We start from the raw sequence: 3,111 nt of genomic DNA, 5'->3' as shown, positions 1-3,111 counted from the left end.
CGGCCGGGCCGCGCAGCTGGGTGGAATCGACATCACGGTGGTCCGCGATGGTGTTGTCGGGCCGCGCACGGCACGCCGCTCGACGATCTACCGGAACACCGAGGGTTGGCTGCTGGTCCGGTAGTTTCGTTCCGTGAACGCCCGCGATCTGCATCAGTCAGTTCGACCCAGCCCGATCTTCTGGGCCATCGTCGGCCTCACAGCATTGGGCGGCACGCTGGCGTATTTCGTGGGCGACGATGTAGGGCCGCTGGCTTACGCCGCGGTGTTCATCTTCGTCATCGCCGGCTGGGTGGTGTCGCTGTGCCTGCACGAGTTCGGGCACGCCTTCACCGCCTGGCGATCCGGCGATCGTGACATCGCGCTGCGGGGCTACCTGGACCTCGATCCGCGGCGCTACGTCAGTCCGGTGTGGTCGATCGTGGTGCCCATCGCGATCACGGCGATCGGCGGGATCGGCCTGCCGGGCGCGGCGGTGTATGTGCGGACGTCGTACATGACGAACAAGCAGCGCACGCTGGTCAGCCTGGCCGGTCCGACGGCGAATCTGGTGTTGGCCGTGGTGCTCCTCGAGGTGACCAATCTTTTCTTCGACCCGCTACATCCGGTCTTGTGGGCCGGGGTGGCGTTCCTGGGCTTCCTGCAGATCACCGCGCTGCTGCTCAACCTGCTGCCGATTCCCGGCTTGGACGGCTACAACGCGCTAGAGCCGCATCTGAGCCCAGAGACCCAGCGTGCCCTGGCGCAGTTCAAGCCCTACGGCTTCCTGCTGTTGTTTTTGTTGCTGCTCGCGCCGCCGCTGAACCACTGGTTTTTCGAGCTCGTCGACTTTGTCTTCGAACTTTCCGGAGTGCCCCGGTTGTTGTGGCAGGCCGGAGCCGGGCTCATGCAGTTCTGGCGCCACGGATTCTGAGGCCGACCTTCGGGGTCGGCGACATCGACACTGGCGCGGGAAACTGCGAGAAAACGCCGCGCTGACGTCGATCTCGGCGCCTCCCAAGTCTTGCAATATATGCGTAAATCCGCATATATTGCTGGCTATGGGTGCAGGCCATGATCACGCGAGCCCCGGTACCCCGGCACCCAGACTGGCAATAGCCACCGCGCTGCTCGCCGGGTTCTTCGTCGTCGAACTGACCACCGCGCTGATGATCGGCTCGATCTCACTGCTCGCCGATGCCGGGCACATCCTGACCGACGTCGCTGCCACCTTCATGGGCTTGTGTGCGGTGATCCTCGCCGCGCGCGGCAGCACGTCGCCGGCTCGCACGTACGGCTGGCATCGCGCCGAGGTGTTCACCGCGGTCGCCAACGCCGTACTGCTGATCGGGGTGGCGACGCTGATCCTGCGCGAAGCGATCGGGCGGATCGGTCAGGCACCCGAGGTGCCGGGTATCCCGATGGTCGTCGTGGCGCTGGCGGGGTTGGCCACCAATGTGGCTGTAGCGCTGCTGCTGCGGTCGAACTCGACGCAGAGTCTGGCCGTCAGGGGCGCCTACATGGAGGTCGTCGCCGACATGGTCGGCAGTGTCGGTGTGCTGATCGCCGGCGTCGTCACGATCACCACGCACTGGCCCTACGCGGACGTGGTGGTCGCGGTTCTGGTCGCACTATGGGTGCTGCCGCGGGCGCTGTCGCTGGCCGCGAGTGCGTTGCGGATCCTGTCCGAGTCGTCGCCGAGCCACATCGACGTCGACGACCTGCGCGCGGCACTGGCAGCGGTGGACGGCGTGACCGAGGTCCACGATCTGCACGTCTGGACGCTGGTACCCGGCAAGGACATGGTGACCGCCCACCTGGCCAGCCAGGGCGACTCCGCGCGGGTGCTCGGTGAGGCCCGGGCGATCCTCGCCGAGCGCGGCCTCGAGCACGCCACCATTCAGGTGGAGCCGCCGGGCGACTGCTCGGTCGGTCTCTAGGCGGAGCTAGGGCGAGACGCGTCGCTGGATTGCTTCTCCGGCGGGCAGCCCGTCGATGAAATCCCCCAGGACAGCTCGGCAGACCTTGAGACTGGTCGAGTCGACCGTTGTCTCGATTGCGGTGTGCAGCTGATCTTCGATCTCCCGGAGCCTGGGAAGCAGGACTCGGGCTGCGGGGGTAAGTCTGATCCAGCGAGCACGATCATCATCGGGTGACGGCTCGGTGGTGAGCAGACCAGCCGAAACCATCCGATTGACGAGACGGCTCGGATGGTCGCCCTCGCACACCAACACCAGTCCCAGCTCCCGGATGGTCAACGGTTCGCGTTCGTCGAGCACGCTTATCGCTTCGGCCCACGCCGGGGTGAGCCCGAGTGGCTTGAGCGCCGCAGCGAACATCCGATTGCCTTCCCGCTGGGCGGCCAAGACCAGATAACGCAGGTGCTCGCCGGGTCTCACGCCCGCAGCTTATCGACCGTCGGCACCGCGGCGGCCGAACGGCGTGGCCGTGACCGCGTCGTCGATGAAGTCGGCGATGGTGTGCCCGTACAGGTCGGGGTGGGTGAAACGGAACATGTGGCCGGTGGTCGGCAGGACCACCTCGCGGGCACCGGGAATGCCGGCGAGCATCTCCTTCGCGGCGGCCTCGCCCACGAGCTTGTCATCTTCTGGTGTGACCAGAAGCGTCGGGACGTCGACCCGGTCCAGCCGGTCGCGGACGTCGAAATCGATAACGGAGGTGACGCGCGCGGTGTAGCTGCGCTGGGGGGTGTTCTCGATGAACAGCTGCCGATAGTCGTTCTGAGTAAGCGGGATCTCAGCGTGGGCATCGAACTTCGAGGCCAGCTGGAATGCGTGGAACCGCAGCGTGCCCTGCCGGTAGAGCGGGCCTCCCGCAAAACGCGACGCGCGAGAGGCGATTCCCTTCCAACGGGGCAGCGGATTGGCCGCAAAGCCGCCGGACAAGACCAGCCCGACCAGCTCCGCGGGCTGGCGGGTGGCCAGCGTCACCGCGATCACCGCGCCGAAGGAATCTCCCACCAGCACATAGGAGTCGAGGTCGGCGACCTGCTCGGCGACGAAGTCGGCGTAGGCCTCGACGTTGTCGAGCCCTTCGGGCAGCCGCATCGTCCGGACCTTGCGCCCGGAGAACGGCTCGAGTTGGCGATCGTCCCATGGCGCTCCTGAGAAG

General features: G+C 66.6%; 4 protein-coding genes. 2 read left to right on the top strand and 2 right to left on the bottom strand.

Annotated elements, in window-relative coordinates; translation table 11 throughout:
- The first annotated feature begins 133 nt into the window (after nucleotides 1-133).
- Complete coding sequence (locus tag WAN02_RS02085) at nucleotides 134-913, top strand: site-2 protease family protein (protein WP_422262387.1); 780 nt, start codon at nucleotides 134-136, stop codon at nucleotides 911-913.
- 127 nt (nucleotides 914-1,040) lie between these two features.
- Entirely contained in the window at nucleotides 1,041-1,919 is an 879-nt protein-coding gene (locus tag WAN02_RS02080; RefSeq protein ID WP_422262385.1) for a cation diffusion facilitator family transporter, read from the top strand.
- Between the two features lie 6 nt (nucleotides 1,920-1,925).
- On the opposite strand, the gene WAN02_RS02075 is transcribed toward WAN02_RS02080, so the two are convergent.
- Complete coding sequence (locus WAN02_RS02075; RefSeq protein WP_422262383.1) at nucleotides 1,926-2,378, bottom strand: MarR family winged helix-turn-helix transcriptional regulator; 453 nt, start codon at nucleotides 2,376-2,378, stop codon at nucleotides 1,926-1,928.
- A gap of 9 nt (nucleotides 2,379-2,387) precedes the next feature.
- Nucleotides 2,388-3,111: alpha/beta fold hydrolase (locus WAN02_RS02070; protein WP_422262381.1), on the bottom strand; the 724-nt coding region annotated here is incomplete at its 5' end.

Origin of the sequence: Mycobacterium sp. (genome assembly GCF_049281135.1) — a bacterium.
In the GTDB taxonomy this organism is placed as follows: Bacteria; Actinomycetota; Actinomycetes; order Mycobacteriales; family Mycobacteriaceae; genus Mycobacterium.
This window is presented reverse-complemented; position numbering and strand designations above follow the sequence as displayed.

What these genes read in the sequence shown, in the direction of transcription:
- WAN02_RS02080 (WP_422262385.1), top strand. Translation starts at nt 1,041, where the DNA reads ATGGGTGCAGGCCATGATCACGCGAGCCCCGGTACCCCGGCACCCAGA.